Genomic DNA, 17,119 nt, shown 5'->3' on the forward strand with positions numbered 1-17,119 from the left:
CTTTTTCCAACAAGTCCGCTATAAAATTCCCCAATATCCCCCAACTTCCTAAACTCCACCCCCTTAGGTGCTAGAGTTTGGAGCAGGTTTTCTATTTTATGCATTCTGCTTCCTTAAGATTCCAAATGGCTGACAATGAGATCAAGGCACTCTAAGCCCTCATCGCGCGCATGGAATTGGCTAAGGCTAAAAGCGTAACCCCCACATCGCCAAAGACCGCTTCCCACAAGCTCGCTACCCCCATAAGCCCTAGCACGATAAAAACGGCTTTAATCCCCAAAGCAAACAAGATATTTTGCCAAATAATGCTTTTAGTTTTTTTAGCGATCGCTAAAACTTTCACTAACGAATTTAAGGAGTCATTGGTGATCACAATGTCCGCGCTTTGCTTGCTCAATTCTGAGCCTTTCCCCATGCCAATCCCCACATCAGCGCTCGCTAGAGTCGGAGCGTCATTGATGCCATCGCCTACAAAAATCGCCGGGGCTTTATAGCGTTCTTTAAAAGTTTTAAACACGCTCGTTTTTTCTTCAGGCAACAAACTCGCATAATATTCACAGCCCAGAGTTTGAGCGATGCTCTCAGTCGCACTTTTTCTGTCCCCGCTCAAAATGCAAAAATTTTCTATCCCTTGCGCTTTTAAATCCCTTAAGCACTCTATAGCGTCATCTTTAATCTCATCGCTAATGACGATATAGCCTATATAAGTTTGGTTGAAAGCCACATGCACGATCGTGCCGTTTTCTTTGGAAGGGCTGTGTGCGATATGGAATTGATCCAGCATTTTTTCATTCCCTGCGATGATTAAATCCGTATGGCATTGCGCTTTAACCCCCATCCCGCTCACTTCTTCGTAATTTTTAATGTCATGCTGATGCTTATCGTCCTTTAACATTTCTTCGCATGCTTTTTGAATGGATAAAGCGATAGGGTGCGTGGATAAAAGCTGCGAACAAGAAGCGTAATGCAAAACTTCTTCTTTAGAATGCCCGTTTTGTGGCACAATATCTGTTACTTTAAAAACGCCTTTAGTCAAAGTGCCGGTTTTATCAAAGGCGATGCTTTTAGCTTGGGTAAGCACCTCTAAAACATGCACGCCTTTCATTAAAATGCCCTTTCGGCTCGCCGCTCCCACGCCCCCAAAATACCCTAAAGGCACAGAAATCACTAACGCACAAGGACAGCTCACCATTAAAGCCACAAGCCCCCTATAAATCCATTCATCAAAGCTCCCCATAGAAAACAAGGGCGGTAATACAGCGATCATTAACGCAATGAATAAAACGCTTGGGGTGTAGTAGCGTGAAAATTTAGTGATAAATTTCTCCGTTTCGCTCTTTTCATTCGTGGCTTGTTGGACTAAATCCACCACTTTAGCGATAGAAGAATCTTTATACATTTTTTCTACTTTAATTTCAAGGACGGCTTTTAAATTCAAGCTCCCCCCTAAAACTTTAGAATGTTCGCTGACATTAATAGGCATAGACTCCCCACTCAACGCCCTTTCATCTAGCAAACTTTCGCCTTTGACTACCACGCCATCCACAGGCACTTTTTCGCCGACTTTCACCACCACGATGTCATTGATCTTTAAATCTTCAGGCGCGACACTCACTAGCGCATCGCCCTTTTTCAAATAAGCCAAATTAGGAGCGACATCCACTAAAGCCTTAAGGGATTTTTTAGAGCGAGAGACAGCGAGTTTTTGCAAAAATTCGCCCGCTGAATAAAACACCATAATAGACACGCTCTCTTCATAAGCCCCCACGCAAAAAGCCGCAATAGTCGCAATGAGCATCAAAGCGTTTTCATCAAAAAATTGCCCCTTCCTAAGCCCACGAAACGCCCCTAAAATCACATCTTTACCGCTCACTAGATACACTAAAGCCAACACGAAAAACATAGCTTTTTCAATAAAGGGGCTAGGCTCAAAGTGTAAGATTAAAATCGCGCCCAAAAAGACAATGATCGTAATAATGAACGGCGTAAAACTCAAGGGCTTTTCTGCGGCTTCTTTAAAAGACAGGCTCAAATGCGGTTCATTTTGCTTGATGAAAGCCTTAACCTTTTCAAAATCGCTCGTGTCCAAAAACAACCTACTGGCGCTGAAATTGATTTGAGCTTTTTTCACATAGTCCAGTTTGTTTAAATCCCTTTCTAATTTAGACGCGCAATCAGGGCAATCCAAATTATGAATGTAGTATTCTTGCATTTTCTCTCCCTTATAAAAATCCTTTTAAGAAATCTTTCTAAAACTCAGCGCTTTAAGCATGTGAGATTTTTCTATATTCTCGCAAGCGTTTAAATCCGCAATCGTTCTAGCGACTTTTTTGACCTTATTCACAGAGCGCATGGACAGATTAAACCTTTCAACCGCCTGCTCTAACAACTTTTGTGCTTCAGCGTTTAAAGGGCAAAATCGTTCTATCTGCTCTTCATTAAGCTTACCATTAAAAGCGCTCTGTTTCCTTAATTTTTGCTGTTTGAAAGCCAATAACACCAATTGATGCATCTCTTTTGAAGTCCAAGAATGCGACGGCGTGTCTTTATAATTCCCCTCTTCCATTTGCACAAACAAATCAATCCTGTCCAAAAAAGGCTCGCTCAAGCGGTTTTTATACTGCGTGATTTCTCTATCTTGGCAACGGCATGCTTTGGTTGCGCTGAGTAAATTCCCGCACAAGCAAGGGTTTTGAGCCCCCACAAATAAAAAAGAGGTTTCGTATTCAATCTTGCTATGCACTCGTGAGATCACCAATTTATTGTTTTCTAAAGGCTCTCTTAAAGCTTCCAAAATATCCTTTTTAAAATGAGGCAATTCATCAAAAAAAAGCATGCCGTTATGCGCTAGCGCGATTTCGCCAGGTTTTGGCTCTTTTAGAGAGCTTGAGCCTAAAATGCTGGATTTTGAAGCGCTTTGGTGAGGGTTTCTAAAACTCCTTAAAGGGTAATAGGCGCTGTCTTGCTCGCTTAAAATGCGTAATTTTGTCGCTTCTAGGATTTCATTCAGGCTTAATGGAGGCAAGATATAACGCATGCGATTAATGATCATGCTTTTCCCACACCCTGGACTTCCCTCTAAAATCAAGTTATGAAACCCAGCGCTAGCGATCAAAGCGGCTTCTTTAGCGACAGCTTGCCCCTTAACTTCTTTAAAATCTAAGGCATAGGTGTCTGAAAAATAATACTCTTTATCGTTCAATTCTATCGTTTTAAAGGGTAATTTTTTCATGTGGGTGTCTACTTTGATTTCAGGGTTTTGCAAGATTTCTAAAGCTTCTTTAAAATGCTCCACAAAAAAGCATTGCAAATTAGGGATGAGCGAAAAAAGCTCCTCATTAGCTTTAGGTGCAATGACTTTAGCATGGGGGTGCTTAATGGCAATGTCTAAAAGCATGGGGAAAATGTTAGAATTGGGTTTGATCTTGCCATCAAGCCCTAACTCCCCAAAAGCAAACCACTCTTTAAAAGCCAACTCTTGTTTTTGCAAAGCGATTAAAAGAGCGATAGGCAAATCAAAATGGCTCCCGGATTTAGGCAGATCTGAAGGGGAAAGGTTGATGGTGATTTTTAAAGGCGGGAAAGTGAAATCGTTATTTTGTAAAGCCGATTGGACGCGCTGTTTGGCTTCTTGGATAGAGCTATTAGCCAAGCCTGAAATCACAAACGCCGGCAAAGCCCTTGTGAAAGTCGCTTCCACAGCCACGATTTCTGCCACTCCCCTTTGCATAGTCGCGCAAAATATCGTGTTAATCATGATTAGGACTTGTTTTTGGGATTTTTACTTAATTCTTTTAATTCTTTTTCAAATTTCTTACGCTTCAAAATGGATAATTTATCCACGAATAACACGCCATTGAGATGATCGATCTCATGCTGAATGGCTACCGCTAACAGCTCGCTCGCTTCTAAAACTTTCACTTCAGCGAAGCGGTTTTGATACTCTATCTTAACCTTTTCAAAACGCTCCACCTCTTCATAAAATCCCGGCACAGACAAGCACCCCTCTCTATACATCATTGACCCCCCAGTTTCTATAAACTTAGGGTTAATGATTTCCAAGCAGTCTTCTTTGTGTTGCACGCCGTCTTCTTGCGGGAGATTGATAATGAGCATTCTTAAAGGCAAGCCCACTTGAATAGCGGCTAACCCTATCCCTTCACTAGCGATCATGGTTTCATGCATGTCGTCTAGCTGTTGGTGGAGTTTTGAATCAAAAGAAACGACCTCTTTAGAAATCGTTCTCAAAATTTTAGAAGGGTAATGGATAATCTCTAATAACGCCATGCAATCACTTCACATTTTTCTCTAACACTTTATCAATCAAGCCATATTCTTTAGCTTCTTTAGCGCTCATATAAAAATCCCTGTCCGTGTCTTTAGCGATTTGCTCCAAGCTCTGCCCTGAGTTTTGAGCCAAAATAGAATTCATCAAACCTTTAAGTCTGAGAATTTCATTAGAAATGATTTCAATATCGCTCGCTTGCCCTTGAGCCCCCCCTAAAGGCTGGTGGATCATAATCCTTGAATGGGGTAGTGAAAAGCGCTTACCCTTAGCCCCACAGCTCAGTAAAAACGCCCCCATAGAAGCCGCTTGACCAATGCAAATCGTGGAAACATCAGGGCGGATAAAATTCATGGTGTCATAAATGCTAAGACCGCTTGTTATCACCCCACCGGGAGAATTGATATACAAGCCAATGTCTTTTTCAGGGTCTTCAGCTTCCAAAAACAAGAGTTGGGCCACAATAGAAGACGCCACGCTATCATTGATCTCACCGCTCAATAAAACAATGCGATCCTTTAAAAGGCGCGAGTAAATATCATAGCTACGCTCCCCACGATCGGTATTCTCTATTACATAAGGAATGTATCCCATCATCTCTCCTTTTTAGCTGTTCAACCCACTTGAGTTTTTTGAGCGTTAGGCCTCATTTTCTCTAAAATTTCTTGCTGTTCTTTAGGCAGGTTTTTATCCAACAAATAAGCTAACACCCTATCTTCAATCATCGCCATTTTCACCGCCGCTAACATGTTGTTTTTGCGGTATTGCTCAATGAGATTTTCTGGGTTTTGCCCTGTCATCATCGCTTCATAATACAAAGTTTGAAAGACTTCATTGTCATGCACGCCAATTTTTTCTTCCTTCGCTAAAGCGTCAATGATAAAAGTGATTTTCACGCTTTTTGTCGCATCGTTCCTAAAGCTCTCACGCTTTTCTTTGGCTTTTTCTTGACTTTCTTGTAAGGATTTGACTTCCTCAGCTTGCATGGAATAAAGAGCGTTCCTGAATAACAAATCCATTTCTTGCTCTATGATCGTTTTAGGCAAATCAAAAACAATCTTTTCATCTAAATTTTCAATCAATTTTTCTTTCAACTCTTCATTATAGAGCCTGGCTTTATTTTCTAAAAACAACTGCCCTTCAACCCTTTCTTTTAAAAGCTTTAAAGTCGCATTCTCTTCATTAGCCAGCACGATTTTAGCGAGTTCGTCATTGATTTCTAACACTTCACGCGCTTGAATCTGGCGTAATTTTACTTTAAAAAGGGCTTCTTTGCCGGCTAAATGCTCTACGTGGTATTCGCTAGGGAAAGTCAAAGGGAATTCTTTTTCTTCGCCCGCTTGCATGCCTAAAAGAGCCTTTTCAAAATCTTCTAGCATTTGCTTACTGCCTAAAATCAAACTGAAATTCTCAGCCTTGCCCCCTTCAAAAGGCGCATTATCTATAAAGCCTTCAAAATCAATCGTTAATTTATCGTCGTTTTGAGCTTTTCTTTGAGCGTCAGTATCCACAAATTTCGCATAATCCTTAGCGAGCTGTTTCAAACGCTCTTCAATTTTTTCTTCATTTGGAATTTCCACTCCCACGCTAGGCACGCACTCTCTGATCTTGTCTAAAACAATCGTGGGTTTTAAGCCGATGTTGGCTTCTATTTCAAAATGCGTGTCTTTTTTTTCAAATTTAGTGAGATTGGGGCTACCGATTAGATCCTTATTTTCAATCCCTAATTCTTTAAGAGCGTTTTTTAAAACCTCTTGAATCATTTCTTCTTGAGCGTCTTGTTCAATTTGGGCTTGATAACGGGTTTTCACTAAACTAAGGGGGACTTTACCTCTTCTAAAGCCATCAATTTTAACTTTTTGGGCGATTTTTTGAGCGATTTTATCATAACGCTTTTCTAAATTTTCAACGGAAGGTTTAGCGCTCAAACGGGCGTTAGCGGTGTCAATCTTTTTCACTTCAAGATTCATTTTTTTCCTTAAATGGTTAAAAAATTAAATTTTTGTATCATTATAGCTTAATTTGTTTTAATTCCGGTTTATAAAAAGCGGTTTTAATTCTAGTTTTCAAAAATTTAAAAAACTAAAAATCATAGGTTGAAGTGAGATAGACAGAAATATTGCGCTTAAAGTGAAGGGTGTATAAAGGGGTTTTAAAATAATCATTGGTTAAAAAGGGGATGCGCACGCCAAATTCTATCGCCCAATTCTTATACCTTGAAAAGCGGTAACGATACCCCACATTCAACATCACTTGAAACATGTAAGGGTGATAGATGCTTGAAGGATCTTTAGCCCACTTTTTAAAAATCCTTGTTTCATAAAACCAGGTTTCTCCCACGAGATTCATCCCTAAAATCAGCGTTCCAAAAGCGCGTTTGTATAAAAAGTCAGCTCCCACGCCATAAAAAATAGCGTTAATAAAAGTCTCTTTCCTTTGCAATTTTTCTCTATAGCTTTTAGGGATCTGCGAACTCTCCCTCAAACTATCGCCCAATACGCCTTTATTTTTAAGAAAAAAACCATAGGCATAATCCAAAGAAATGTAAAAGCACAAACCATAACGCTCTTTTTTAGGAAAAAATTGTTTATAGCCATAAATCAAACTGACTTCAGCAAAAGGAATGTCTCGGTATTTTGAATGGTTTTCAAATTTTTCCCTACTCTGTAGCCATGACATTTGCACCACGCTTGTGCCGTAATAATGGGAACTTTTGTCTGTGTTAAAAAGTTTTTTCTTGGGCTTTTTAGGCTCAGCAAAACATGGAGAATGGACCTTGCCCCTTAAACACTTCTTTGCTAAAAACCGCTGGTATCCTAGATCTTTTTCTTTGATGATGGTGTAAGTAACCAGATCATCAGATCTTAAATACACGCTCAAAAAGAACGCTAAAAACCCCTCTTTAAGCAGTTTGTTCAAGCGTTCTCTTGTGTGTATTTTGTTTTTATCGGTTTCTCTTGTTTTTCAATTCCTTGGCGTCTTTTTGATAAGATTCTAAATTCTTTTGAGTGAGTTTTTTGTCTATTTCTTGCATGATATTTGCAAAAATCTTATTCAAAGCGCTCTTGATCGCATCATTAGAATTATCCGTTCCCTTAACCATAGTGCTAACTAACCCCCCGCTATGGGTTGAATGGGTGGTTTTTAAGAATTTTTCTTGGATGTCCAACTCGCTCAAATCCATCGTAAAAGAATCTAAAGATTCCCCACTCATAGGCTCTAATATAGTAACCTTGATAAACCCGGCCGGGATTAAAACCCCTTCCATTTTATCCAAACCAGTGGAGAATAATAACCCAGGTTCTGATTTTTTCTGTATGGTCCTTTTAGGATCGGGGCGTAAAACAATTTCGCCATTCATAGCGACGACCAAATACCCTTCTTTTTTTTGCGAAAAAGAAAGATCGTCTTTATCGCTGCTATCTACATTAATAACCTTATAGCCCTGATTTTGCAAAATCTGTTCAACCTTGAGCGCGGTTTGATTCTTGAATTTGTTTTCATACTCTTTAGCAATATTATCGCTATATTGAAAAGCCGGCCTTAAAAGCAGAATCTTTTCATCTAACGCTTGAACTTTCTCGCTAGCTGGATGGTAATTCAACTTCAAAGTGACTTCATTGGTTTCAATAATATGCGGGCTGCATCCCACTAACAAAACCACCACGCTCGCACCTAAAAGGCATTTTTTCCATGCAAAATCTTTAAAATGATTATTTGCTTTCATCGTTCTATCCTTGATTGTAATATTTTAGACTTCTATAACAACAAACCCGAAGCAACCAACACGCTTTTGTTGTCAAAATGTTATTTTACCCTAACATCTTTAGATTATCAGTCTTTTTCTATTTTTTAGCGTTATAATCCCCGCTTTTGCCTCCACTTTTATGCTCCAACATCACACCGCTAATTGTCATGCTCTTATCAATGGCTTTCACCATGTCATAAATGGTTAAAATCCCTATGCTCACACTCATTAGCGCTTCCATTTCTACGCCCGTTTTAGCTTGAGTTTTGACTCTCGCATAGAGTTTAAAGCTGCAAGTCTCTTTTTCTTCTAAAATATCAATATCCACCCCATTGAGCATGATTGAATGGCACATGGGAATGAGCTCGCTTGTCTTTTTAGCCCCCATAATCCCAGCAATAATAGCAGTTTGTAACACCGGACCCTTTTTGACGCAATGATTAACAATAGCGTCATAAGCCTCTTTATTCATGCTGATACGACCGCTTGCCAAAGCGATTCTTTCAGTGGTTTGCTTATCCCCTATATCCACCATTTTAGGCTGATTTTCTTCATTCAAATGAGTGAGCGGCATTTTTTACCTTATTGTTTGGGGCGAAACGCTTGAATGTTTTTTTCATTCACTTGCATATAATTCCCTAAAATCAAATCCACACAATAAGGAATCGCTGGAAAAACCGCTTCTAAGCATTCTCTAATGCTTTTTGGCTTACCAGGAAGATTAATGATCAAACTCTTATTCCTAATGCCAGCGCTCTGGCGCGATAGAATCGCTGTAGGCACATATTTTAAGCTAGTCATTCGCATAAGCTCTCCAAAACCAGGAAGCATTTTTTGGCACACTTTTTCTGTGGCTTCTGGGGTTATGTCTCTTAAAGCAGGGCCTGTGCCTCCTGTAGTAACGACTAGATCGCATTGGTATTCATCGCACATTTTAATCAGTGATTTTTCAATCAAATCCCTTTCATCAGCGACAATTTCATAATGAAATTTTAAAGGATTGAGCAGGTATTCGCTCAACACTTCTCGTATTGCCTTACCGCTTAAATCTTCATAAATCCCTTTTGACGCTCTGTCGCTCGCGCTCAAAACGCCTATATGAATCGTTTGCATTTGAACTCCTTTTTAAGCTAAAAGCCCACTCCCTTTTAAGAGGTGGTTTCTTTCTTTAGCGTAGATGCGTTGATTATGGATTAAATCGTATTTCCAAATAGGGGCGTTATGTTTAAAATCTTCAATAAAATCCTCGTATAGTTCTAAGGCATTTTTTCTATTCTTTCCCATTAAAACGCATAAAAATGAGCTTTGTCCTATCAAAACATCGCCCAAGCTGTGCGCCATTTTCAACACCACGCCCAAATCTTTGGCTTTATGGTGCCATTTTTCAAACCAAGTCTTTAAGAGCGCTTCATAAATATCAAAACTCAAGCCTTGAATGTTATCCTCTTTTCTCACAATCCCAACAAACACACAAAACGCTCCAAAGTTTTTCGTGCAAGCTTCCTCTTGGTAGGCTTTTAAAAGCTTGTCAGTGTCTAATACCCCTTGAATGATTTCTAACACCTAGCCCCCATAAACCGGTGGCAACAAACTGATCACATCGCCATCTTTTAAAGGCGTGTTTAAATTGTCTATCAAATGATCATTAAGGGCTATCGCGCAAACGCCAACCACTCTTTTAAACCCTCTTTTTCCTGTAAAATCGCTCTCAATTCCTTTAAATCACTCGCTTTGATGAAAAAATTTTCTTCTTTTATGGGTCCAAAAAATCGCACTTCTACCATCATTTACCCTTATATTAAATCTTTTAAAAGCATGATTTTAATATTTTTAAAATCTCTTTAAAGCGCTCATAATTTTCACAACAAATGCCCCATTTTGAGCTTTTTGACTTCCAAATACCCTTGATTGTGCTCATTAGCGCACACGATCAAGCTCTCTCTTGTTATTTCAGCGTATTTTTCTAAAGCGGCGATTTTTAGAGGGTTGTTTGTGAGTAAGCGCATTTTTTTAATGCCGTAATATTCTAAAATTTCACCCGCAACACTATAATCCCTTTCATCGTCTTTAAACCCTATCATTTCATTGGCTTGAATGGTATCATAGCCCTTATCTTGCAAAGCGTAGGCATTGACTTTATTAAATAGCCCTATCCCACGCCCTTCTTGGCGCAAATAAATCACTAGCCCCCCTTCTTTAGAAATCCTTTCTAACGCCATTTGCAACGCCCCCCCGCAATCGCATTTTTGAGAGCCTAGAGCGTCGCCGGTCAAGCATTCTGAATGCAAACGCACTAAGGGGTTTTGAGAAAAATTAGGGGTGAAAACCACTAAATGATCTTTAGAGCCATTAGAACCTTTTTCTCTAAAACACTGGATACAAAACTCCCCAAATTGAGTGGGTAATTTGGCTTGGTTAGAAACTTCTAATCGTTTCAAGGATACTCCTAAAATTGGTTTTAAAAACGCATCTTTTAAAAAAAGGTATTCTATCAAAACTCTTTATCATTTGTGCGCCGATAAAAATGTTTTTAAAACCGCTTGATATGGATTACTCCTTTAAAATTTGTAAGTCAAATTCAAACCATTAGGGTTTAAGCTAGAACGGAATTCATGTTTATTGTAAATCCCTAAAGCTTCCCCAAGCCCTAAATCCCTAATCACAAAACCGATAGGATCCATAAGAGCGATGGCTAAACGCCCTAAAAATAAAGAGCCAAAAAGCTTGCCTTCGTTGCGTTGGATATAGCGCGTGAGCTGATAAAACCCTTCCCCTAAAATGGAGCCTAATAAGGGCGTAATCACTAAATCCTGCCAGCTAGGCACTTCCACAAACGCTTCCAAGCCATATTCCCAAAAAAGCGTAGAAGTGATAAAAGAAAAAAACGCTGATGCCATCCAACTAAACCCAGCCATGCGCGGTTGCATATAATACATAGCCCCAAAATAAGGGTGCAAAATTTCATTGAAAATAAAACTATCATTGTCCAGTTTTGGCCCCATGCGGACATTTTCAAACCAGCTTTTGATCCCAAACTTTTCTCTATCCCAATTCGTTACGCTCTCTGGCATGAGATACAGCCCCACAATCCCTATCACCAAAGACACGCCTAAAATCCCTATGCTCGTGCCTAAATATTTCCAACGGCTGTTTGGGGCATAAGGGATCGTGTTGCTCTTTTTAAACTTCTTTTTAAAGTGTTGCCAAATAAGATTTTTAGGATTTCGTCTGAGCGTTTCTTCTAATTGAATGCTGTTAGCGTTTAAAAAACTACAGCCCAACCCCCAAATAACAACGCAAACTACCCAAATCTTTTGGAAGGTTTTTAGGAATATTTTCAATAATATTTTTAGGAATGTTTTTAATGAAATCAGCATAAATTCTATTATTACTCTCATCAGGTTGCAAACTTTATTGCTTGACTTAAAAGAGTTTATTATACCTTAAAAACATCACAACACATTCAATGAAACTGAACAAGCCTCAAAGGCTAATCGTTTCTACAAGCTTAAGCCCAAACCCGCTCAAAGCCTTATACTGCCTGTCTTCAGAAGAGCTTAAAAGCCTGAAATCCTTTATCCCCAAATTTTTTAACACTAACGCCCCTATCCCAAAATCTTTAACGATATTGTTTTCTTTGGAATGGGTGTTCATAAAGATCAAATAACCCCCTTCGCACTTCAAATATTCTAACGCTTTAAAAAACACTTCAAACGCACCGGTCGTTAAAAAATCAAAATCCTCTTTGATAGGGTGGAAACGCACTAAAGGGGCCAAATCATGGTTTTTTGTGCCTTTAAATTTAAAAGCGTAATGGTTTTTTTGCTGGTGGTCTAAAAAAGTGTAGCATTGCGTTTGGTGTTTTAAAAATTCCCTTTCTTCTTGGCAAAACATTTTCAGCAAACTTTCATTTTCCAAACGATAGCTAATCAAATCAGAGACATAGAGGGTTTTAAGATTATGCTTAAGGGCAAAGTCGCTCAAAAATTTATCCCCTCTCCTCGCCATAGAGCCGTCTTCTTTCATGATTTCACAAATCACGCTCACGGGCTTTAATCCAGCTAATTTGCATAAATCCACGCTCGCTTCAGTATGGCCCGTGCGCGCTAACACGCCTCCATCTTTTGCGATCAAAGGGAAAATATGCCCCGGGCGCACAAAATCGCTCGGTTTGGTGGTGTCTTTACACAACAATTCAATCGTCAAATGCCTTTCAAAAGCAGAAATCCCGGTTTTGGCTTCTTTAGCGTCAATGGAAACCGTGAAAGCGGTCTCATGATTAGAATCATTCACGCTAACCATAGGAGGTAATTCAAATTTTTTCGCTAAATCTTTGGTTAAAGACACGCAAATCAACCCCCTAGCATGCGTGGCCATGAAATTGATTTTCTCAGGGGTAGAAAAAATCCCAGCCAAAACCAAATCCCCCTCATTTTCTCTGTCTTCATCGTCCATGACAATAAGCATTTCGCCATTTTTATACGCTTCTAAAGCTTCAGCAACTCGTTTTAAGATCATTCTAACTCCCTAGTTTTATTCAATAATATTTAGTTTTATAGAAAAAAGAAATATAGCATGTTTAATAACGATTATTATTTGATTATTGATGGGGAAAAAATGATTTCAAAATATTCCATTGTTTAATTGCGCTTTTATGCAAAAAACGGCCAATCCTGATGCTTAAAGGTAATTTTTTAGACCTTTGTTTTTCTGTGTTGGAATTTTGAGTATTCATTCCATCGCAAGCAATCGCAAATTCTTCTAACACATAGTTTTTGACCCCATGCCAATAATGCCTATCCATCACGCAATCTATAGGCATCACCCATTCTTTCGCACTGTATTTCAACAATTTTTGCGCAGCTTTTGGGGCTAAAACATACCCTTGAGTGCCAATGCCATCTTTAAAATTTAAGATTTGAGAAACCCCTCTAATGGGAGTTTTTTGTTTAGCCACATTTTCTTCTAAATGCATCAAACGGATATAGCCTAATTCGTTGATGTGTTTATCACAAAACTCCAGGCTCTCTTTAAAACGCTCTTTTAAAACAATATCGTCTTCTAAAATACAGATCGCTTCATTGAGCTCTATGCATTTTTGCCACAACGAATAATGGCTCGCATAGCACCCAAGCTCCCCAAACCCCATCCTCTTCCCGCAATGCTTGAGCGCGTAAAAGAAATTTTTTAACATGCAAGGGGGGTGTTTTTCATTTTTACAAAAAGCCCATAAATCTTCAATTATAAAAGAAGGGTGCAAATGCTCTAAAATCGAGGGGTGTAATTGAGTGGGAGAGATTTTAGAATAGATCGCATCAAAAATTTCATAAGAGATCCCTTGAAGTTTAAGGCTCTCTAAAAGGGGGGTTATATGAGTTTCTTTTAAAGAAAAATTGTGACAGGTTTTTGGGCTTAAATGAATAATAAAAACACGCATGTTAGCCTTAATTCTTAATACAAATAAAATCAATATTAAATAGACTCACATTCTAGCGCAAATTTTAGTAAAATACGCATCATGTTAGATGATATTCCTATTACCATTCAAAAAAGTAAAAAAATCAAAACCCTGAGCTTGAATATCACGCCCTCTTTAGAAGTGATTCTAAAAATGCCTGATTCTTGCTCTCAAAATAGAGCGCATGCTTTTTTAAAAGAACAAGAAGCTTGGCTCAAAAAAACCCTTTCAGCCATGCAAGAAAAATACTCCCTTTTACACTCGCGCCTAGAAACCTATCAAAACAAAATCCTTGTGTTTGATGAGGTGAAAAACGCCAACGATTACACCCTAACAGAGCTTAAAAAAATCTTAAAAACTTATTTGGAGCAGAAACTCCCTTTGATCGCTCAAAAAATGCAAACTTCATACACCCATTTTAGCGTCAGAAACAACGCTAAAGTTTTGGGGAGTTGCTCTTATCATAACCGCTTGAGTTTTGCATTATTATTGGTTTGCGCCCAAAAAGAAGCGATTGATTATATCATCATCCATGAACTCGCCCACACGATCCACAAAAACCATTCTAAAAATTTCTGGCGTTGCGTGGAAATCTTTTGCCCTAACTACCGCGCTCTAAGAGAGCATTTAAAACAAAGGGTTGTTTTTTACACCCAACTGCTCAAACAGCTACGGCCATAAAGATTAAACCTTAAAAATGATAGCTCACATACGCTGTGATGCTTCTAGGAGGCGCGGCTTCTTTCCCATTAGGGCTAGTGCCTATCCCGCTAAACCAATATTTCATGTTAAAAATGTTATTGATTTGCAAGCTCGCATTAACGCTTTGATTTTTGCGTTCCCACAAAACGCTAGAAATTTGCAAATTCCACACCCAATACCACGGCGTCATGCCCGCTGTTTTGGTAGTGATAGCGCCGTTTTTGATCGTGGGCGCGTATTCTGTAAAAGGCACGGTGTTTAACACATCGCTATAAGCCGTGCTATAAAAGAAAGAGCTCAACCCAATCGTGGTTTTAGCGTAAGTGTAACTCGCGTCTAGAATAAACTGGTGCGGGCTGACAAAAGGGAGTTTTTTGCCAAAAATATCTTTTTTAGGCCCTTTAGGGTTGGCAGGGTTAGTAACCATCGTGTGGCTTGTGATAACAGCGTCTATGAAAGTGTAGGCCGCATGGAAATTAAGCCCCCTAATAGGCGTGTAGTAGAGTTCCAGCTCCACGCCTTGCGATCTCGCATTGACCGGCTCTCTATTATCCCCATAGCGCCCGGTAAAATAGTTATTCGCAAAAATCACAAAATAATTCGCGTTAAAACTCACTTGATTGTTAAAATAATATCTTGAACCGCCCTCCATGACATTAAAGATCTGAAAATAATCCGTGCTTGTGCCTACAAAATTACCGATATTGCTGAATTGGGGCGGAATGTAGCTCCTTTGATAATTGAAATAAAACAACCAATCCTTAAGGGGTTTATAGCCGATATTCACTGCCGGATTATATTGGTTATAACGCTCTTTCGTGGTTTTTCCTGTTTGACCTGCTTTAAAAGGGGGAGCGTCTTTTTTTTCGTAATTTAAAAAAGTGTATCTCAAGCCCGGCGTGATCGTTAGCATGCCGTTATTGAAATTGATTTCATCGCTGACATACACAGCGGTATAATTATTGAAATTATTAATTGAAGTTCCTGCATCAAAACCACTCCCATTATTAGGCGTGCTAGGGTTTTTCCTGGTGGTGGATCGGCGGTATAAATCTTCAGTTAAAAAGCGCATTCCCATATTAAAAGTTTGTTTGACTTTACCGGTATTAACGACTAGATTGAGTTTTGGCTCAAAGGCATTCACTACGAATCGGCGGATATTGTCAAAAAATTGCCAACAAGGGCTATTCGTGTCGCTATAAGAATACAAACCGCAATTAGGGTTTTTTGCGCTAATTTCTCCCTTGCCTTTAAAGGGTAAAATCTTGTTTTGACTGCTCATATACACGCTTTGGTATTGGTTGGAAAACCCAAAATCCCTGCTCATGTCATGCGTGAAATAAGTGAATTTAAAATCTCCCCCCACTTTCCTATCCGGATCGCCAAAATAATTTAAATACACGATCCCAAAGCGCTTGGCTCGCCCTCCATCTTGATTGTCAGGGCGCTCATTAATGAAGCGGTTATAGGCATAATCTTGTGCACTCAAAGTGCCTGGGTGGTAAGAGTTGTATTGGTAATACTGGTAATAAGCTTTAAAAGTATTGGTCGCATTAATCTTATAGATCGCATCAAGCAAGTAGTTTTGCACCTTTGTAGGGCTGTTTTGCCTGAAACCTTGCCCATTAATCCAATTGCCCTGCATGCTAATTCCTACATGCTTACCAAACATTCCAGCCGTCCGCCCGTAAGTGTTAAACAGCATCTGATTGCCTAAAGTTTGGGCTAAAGGCTTGCCTTTTTCTTTAGGATCTACAAAATTCCCATTAGAGGATCGCCCCCAAAAAGTGATCCTTTCAGCCGCTTGATTTTCCCACTCTTTAGGGATTTCTTTAGTGATGATATTCACCACGCCTCCAAAAGTGTTAGGGCCATATCGCACGCTCGTTCCCCCCTTAATCACATCAATCCTATCTACTGATTGGAAAGTAACAGGGAAAATCGCTAGTTCAATATTAGAATACGGCGCACCATAAATGGGGATACCATTGACTAAAATCATGCCCGTATTGCTATGCCCGTTACCGCCCCCACCAAAACCGCGCACCGAAATTTTAGGCAACACGCCTGTGCCTGTAGCGTCTCTGATTTGGATCCCTGGCACATTTTGCAAAGCGTTTTCAATATTCAAATTACCCGTTTTTTTGAGTTCTTTGTTGGAAATCACGGTGCGAGAGCTTGTGGAATTACGCACCTCTTCGCTTTGATATGAAAGCGGCGCGCTGGAATTGAATTTTTGCTCGGTGGTTGTAACTTTTTTTAAAAAATGGTGCTTATCTTTTGCAATCATACAAGAACTAAAAGTCCAAAAAGTCAAAACGACCAACGCTAAAAAATACGGGGTTTTTACCCTCAAATAACCATTCATTATGATAACCTTTCTCATTTAATTCAAACCGATGCATATTATAAAAATAATTATTATAATTAACTTAAATTTTGAAGTTTGATTTTTTTATTTGCAATTTGTTATCAAAACGATTTGAAAAAGGTTTTTAGTGTTTTTTTAATAGCTGCTAAGCGTTTTTTAAAACAGAATGTTATGGGGTTTTAGAATGCGTTATTTATCTATTTGACGAAGAAACCATTACAACCGCTACCGCAAAACCAGCGTCATGACTGATGCTCGCGCTCAAGCTTTGGATATTAAAATAATCCATTTTTTCTTTGGAAAGGGTGATTAAAGGGGCGTTTTTAGGGCTTTTAGAGATTCGTATATCCAAAAAGCTCAATTCCTTGCCAATGCCCACTTGAAGGGCTTTAGAGCAAGCTTCTTTAAGCGCGAAAAACCCGGCGATACTGCTAGATTTATCCTTGCATAAAACGATCTCACTTGGCGATAAAAAACGCTCTAAAAACCTCATTTTAAAGCGTTTCACGCACTTTTCTACCCTAGCAACAGAGACAATATCTATGCCAATCATTT

The 17,119-nt window shown here is 39.2% G+C and carries 17 protein-coding genes and 2 pseudogenes; 1 reads left to right on the plus strand and 18 read right to left on the minus strand.

Annotated features, from left to right (window positions below):
- The 16 genes and pseudogenes from FIM44_RS08840 to FIM44_RS06290 all read right to left on the minus strand — a co-directional run.
- Positions 1 to 104 (minus strand): annotated as a pseudogene (locus FIM44_RS08840) (restriction endonuclease subunit S); the annotation flags it as partial.
- 47 nt (positions 105 to 151) lie between these two features.
- Positions 152 to 2,212 (minus strand): heavy metal translocating P-type ATPase, encoded by a 2,061-nt coding sequence (locus FIM44_RS06220; RefSeq protein ID WP_140579437.1) that lies wholly within the window; start codon positions 2,210 to 2,212, stop codon positions 152 to 154.
- Positions 2,213 to 2,236: 24 nt separating this feature from the next.
- Positions 2,237 to 3,757, minus strand: coding sequence for a YifB family Mg chelatase-like AAA ATPase (locus tag FIM44_RS06225; RefSeq protein WP_140579438.1), 1,521 nt, complete (start codon positions 3,755 to 3,757; stop codon positions 2,237 to 2,239).
- Positions 3,758 to 3,759: 2 nt separating this feature from the next.
- Positions 3,760 to 4,287 carry a peptide deformylase gene (def, locus tag FIM44_RS06230; RefSeq protein WP_128066228.1) on the minus strand — a complete coding sequence of 176 codons (528 nt, stop codon included), beginning with the start codon at positions 4,285 to 4,287 and terminating at the stop codon, positions 3,760 to 3,762.
- Between the two features lie 4 nt (positions 4,288 to 4,291).
- The gene (gene clpP, locus FIM44_RS06235) at positions 4,292 to 4,879 is read right to left on the minus strand and encodes an ATP-dependent Clp endopeptidase proteolytic subunit ClpP (RefSeq protein WP_000540571.1); all 588 of its coding nucleotides are present in this window, start codon (positions 4,877 to 4,879) and stop codon (positions 4,292 to 4,294) included.
- A 20-nt stretch (positions 4,880 to 4,899) separates the two neighbouring features.
- Positions 4,900 to 6,255, minus strand: a complete 1,356-nt coding sequence (gene tig / locus FIM44_RS06240) for a trigger factor (RefSeq protein WP_140579439.1) — start codon at positions 6,253 to 6,255, stop codon at positions 4,900 to 4,902.
- Positions 6,256 to 6,367: 112 nt separating this feature from the next.
- Positions 6,368 to 7,204 (minus strand): outer membrane protein, encoded by an 837-nt coding sequence (locus FIM44_RS06245; RefSeq protein ID WP_140579440.1) that lies wholly within the window; start codon positions 7,202 to 7,204, stop codon positions 6,368 to 6,370.
- A gap of 25 nt (positions 7,205 to 7,229) precedes the next feature.
- Positions 7,230 to 8,012 (minus strand): flagellar sheath lipoprotein HpaA, encoded by a 783-nt coding sequence (gene hpaA, locus FIM44_RS06250; RefSeq protein WP_140579441.1) that lies wholly within the window; start codon positions 8,010 to 8,012, stop codon positions 7,230 to 7,232.
- 118 nt (positions 8,013 to 8,130) lie between these two features.
- Positions 8,131 to 8,607, minus strand: a complete 477-nt coding sequence (moaC, locus tag FIM44_RS06255; RefSeq protein ID WP_140579442.1) for a cyclic pyranopterin monophosphate synthase MoaC — start codon at positions 8,605 to 8,607, stop codon at positions 8,131 to 8,133.
- An 8-nt stretch (positions 8,608 to 8,615) separates the two neighbouring features.
- Entirely contained in the window at positions 8,616 to 9,146 is a 531-nt protein-coding gene (mog, locus tag FIM44_RS06260) for a molybdopterin adenylyltransferase (protein WP_140579443.1), read from the minus strand.
- Between the two features lie 12 nt (positions 9,147 to 9,158).
- Positions 9,159 to 9,596: a molybdopterin synthase catalytic subunit gene (locus FIM44_RS06265; protein WP_140579444.1), complete on the minus strand. Its 438-nt coding sequence runs from the start codon at positions 9,594 to 9,596 to the stop codon at positions 9,159 to 9,161.
- Positions 9,597 to 9,817 (minus strand): annotated as a pseudogene (locus FIM44_RS06270) (MoaD/ThiS family protein).
- Positions 9,818 to 9,892: 75 nt separating this feature from the next.
- Positions 9,893 to 10,471 (minus strand): GTP cyclohydrolase II, encoded by a 579-nt coding sequence (ribA, locus tag FIM44_RS06275; protein WP_140579445.1) that lies wholly within the window; start codon positions 10,469 to 10,471, stop codon positions 9,893 to 9,895.
- A 120-nt stretch (positions 10,472 to 10,591) separates the two neighbouring features.
- Positions 10,592 to 11,314, minus strand: coding sequence for a DUF3943 domain-containing protein (locus FIM44_RS06280; protein WP_238699608.1), 723 nt, complete (start codon positions 11,312 to 11,314; stop codon positions 10,592 to 10,594).
- Positions 11,315 to 11,516: 202 nt separating this feature from the next.
- Complete coding sequence (locus FIM44_RS06285) at positions 11,517 to 12,551, minus strand: bifunctional 3,4-dihydroxy-2-butanone 4-phosphate synthase/GTP cyclohydrolase II (RefSeq protein WP_140579447.1); 1,035 nt, start codon at positions 12,549 to 12,551, stop codon at positions 11,517 to 11,519.
- A gap of 82 nt (positions 12,552 to 12,633) precedes the next feature.
- Positions 12,634 to 13,470: a glycosyltransferase family 25 protein gene (locus tag FIM44_RS06290; protein ID WP_140579448.1), complete on the minus strand. Its 837-nt coding sequence runs from the start codon at positions 13,468 to 13,470 to the stop codon at positions 12,634 to 12,636.
- Positions 13,471 to 13,551: 81 nt separating this feature from the next.
- Between FIM44_RS06290 and FIM44_RS06295 the strand changes: the two genes are divergently transcribed.
- Positions 13,552 to 14,172 (plus strand): M48 family metallopeptidase, encoded by a 621-nt coding sequence (locus tag FIM44_RS06295; protein WP_140579449.1) that lies wholly within the window; start codon positions 13,552 to 13,554, stop codon positions 14,170 to 14,172.
- Between the two features lie 10 nt (positions 14,173 to 14,182).
- Here the strand turns inward: FIM44_RS06295 and FIM44_RS06300 are convergent, their stop codons facing one another.
- Positions 14,183 to 16,561: a TonB-dependent receptor family protein gene (locus tag FIM44_RS06300; protein WP_140579450.1), complete on the minus strand. Its 2,379-nt coding sequence runs from the start codon at positions 16,559 to 16,561 to the stop codon at positions 14,183 to 14,185.
- Between the two features lie 196 nt (positions 16,562 to 16,757).
- On the minus strand, positions 16,758 to 17,117 hold the full coding sequence (gene acpS, locus FIM44_RS06305) for a holo-ACP synthase (RefSeq protein ID WP_140579451.1): 360 nt from the start codon (positions 17,115 to 17,117) through the stop codon (positions 16,758 to 16,760).
- Between the last annotated feature and the right edge of the window lie 2 nt (positions 17,118 to 17,119).

Origin of the sequence: Helicobacter pylori, from assembly GCF_006440215.1 — a bacterium.
GTDB lineage: Bacteria > Campylobacterota > Campylobacteria > Campylobacterales > Helicobacteraceae > Helicobacter > Helicobacter pylori_CS.

What these genes read in the sequence shown, in the direction of transcription:
- moaC (WP_140579442.1), bottom strand. Translation starts at nt 8,607, where the DNA reads ATGCCGCTCACTCATTTGAATGAAGAAAATCAGCCTAAAATGGTGGAT.
- FIM44_RS06290 (WP_140579448.1), bottom strand. Translation starts at nt 13,470, where the DNA reads ATGCGTGTTTTTATTATTCATTTAAGCCCAAAAACCTGTCACAATTTT.
- clpP (WP_000540571.1), bottom strand. Translation starts at nt 4,879, where the DNA reads ATGGGATACATTCCTTATGTAATAGAGAATACCGATCGTGGGGAGCGT.
- def (WP_128066228.1), bottom strand. Translation starts at nt 4,287, where the DNA reads ATGGCGTTATTAGAGATTATCCATTACCCTTCTAAAATTTTGAGAACG.
- FIM44_RS06225 (WP_140579438.1), bottom strand. Translation starts at nt 3,757, where the DNA reads ATGATTAACACGATATTTTGCGCGACTATGCAAAGGGGAGTGGCAGAA.
- FIM44_RS06295 (WP_140579449.1), top strand. Translation starts at nt 13,552, where the DNA reads ATGTTAGATGATATTCCTATTACCATTCAAAAAAGTAAAAAAATCAAA.
- FIM44_RS06285 (WP_140579447.1), bottom strand. Translation starts at nt 12,551, where the DNA reads ATGATCTTAAAACGAGTTGCTGAAGCTTTAGAAGCGTATAAAAATGGC.
- FIM44_RS06300 (WP_140579450.1), bottom strand. Translation starts at nt 16,561, where the DNA reads ATGAATGGTTATTTGAGGGTAAAAACCCCGTATTTTTTAGCGTTGGTC.
- FIM44_RS06220 (WP_140579437.1), bottom strand. Translation starts at nt 2,212, where the DNA reads ATGCAAGAATACTACATTCATAATTTGGATTGCCCTGATTGCGCGTCT.
- acpS (WP_140579451.1), bottom strand. Translation starts at nt 17,117, where the DNA reads ATGATTGGCATAGATATTGTCTCTGTTGCTAGGGTAGAAAAGTGCGTG.
- mog (WP_140579443.1), bottom strand. Translation starts at nt 9,146, where the DNA reads ATGCAAACGATTCATATAGGCGTTTTGAGCGCGAGCGACAGAGCGTCA.
- hpaA (WP_140579441.1), bottom strand. Translation starts at nt 8,012, where the DNA reads ATGAAAGCAAATAATCATTTTAAAGATTTTGCATGGAAAAAATGCCTT.
- tig (WP_140579439.1), bottom strand. Translation starts at nt 6,255, where the DNA reads ATGAATCTTGAAGTGAAAAAGATTGACACCGCTAACGCCCGTTTGAGC.